1 protein-coding gene is annotated in these 1,195 nt (G+C 40.7%); it reads left to right on the top strand.

Annotation, left to right across the window (positions count from 1 at the left end; translation table 11 throughout):
- Nucleotides 1-137 precede the first annotated feature (137 nt).
- Nucleotides 138-1,195 (top strand): cytochrome P450 (locus AC2VE5_RS28250; RefSeq protein ID WP_486890815.1); only part of this gene is annotated, 1,058 nt, incomplete at its 3' end.

Raw genomic sequence — 1,195 nt, 5'->3', positions numbered from 1 at the left:
AATTTTTTGAACTTAGAATCACTGTATCTGAGCAAGGGGTAACCGAATTTCATAAGGGTTTGAGATGAAGCTCTTATCCCCTCAGTTGAAAACCATTTTCTTTGGAATAGTTGTCTCAAATTTATCTGGAAATAGCCATGTTTTATCAAGAAGCGACCTCTACTCAGTTAAACGAGATTGCTCATCCGAAACCGCCTATGGTTCCCCTGGTCGGTATGTCCCCTTTCCTGGGTAAGCACTTACATTTAGCATTGAATCAACTAGCCAAAAAGTACGGTGATATTTTTCAAATGCGTGTAGGTGACAGAAATTTTGTTGTACTCAGCGGGGTTGAGACAATCAAAGAAGCCTTAGTGAAGCAGCAAGACACCTTCAACAATAGAGCAGATTTTAACGTCTTTCAGCAACCACCTCAATCTGAATTTCTAGAGCTGAAAAGTGGCGATACTTGGAAAAAGCACCGTGATATTGTAATTCAAGTAATGCATACCTTTTTGGCAAATAAGTCAGACATACATGAAAGTTGGGTGACGGAAGAAGCCGAGGACTTGGTAAATACTTTGTTAAACTCTGACAGTCAACCCTTCGACCCTGAATTATATATTCCTCTAGCCACCATAAGTTTCATGCAAAGGCTAGTCTTTGACAAAAGAGGTACTGCCGAGGATGCTGATCTTATTAAAACTGCTTATTCTATGAAGAGGCTTCCTAACGGTCTGATAAATGGTATAGTGTTGAACGTTCTACCAAAAATTTGGCAGCCAATATTTGGTTTCCTTCACCGAAACTCACTACAAGCTTTTGTCGAAAGCCTGGCTACGGTAGAAAACTATCTTTCAAAAAACATAGAGCAGCATCGAGAGTTGTTCGATCCAGAACATCTGCAAGATATTACAGATGGATTATTGAAAGCTAGCGACGAACTAACTGAGTCAGACCGAAACAACCTTCAGTTGAGCGAAAATGACATTGTCAAAGGCACATTGTTTCAGTTCGTGGCGGCAGGTACACAACTTCCCAGCTTTATCTTAAGGTGGGCTCTGCTTTACATGATTGCCTACCCCAATATCCAAGCTGAAATCCAGAAAGAGCTGGATGAAGTAGTTGGCAGAGAACAAAAACTATCCTTTAGAGATCGTAGCAAATTGCCATTTACAGAAGCTTGCATCAATGAAATCTTCCGCCACTCTTCTAC

Source organism: Aliterella sp. E5.1, from assembly GCF_057473825.1.
The sequence above is the reverse complement of the archived record's forward strand: the minus strand, read 5'-3'. Positions and strand labels throughout refer to the sequence as shown.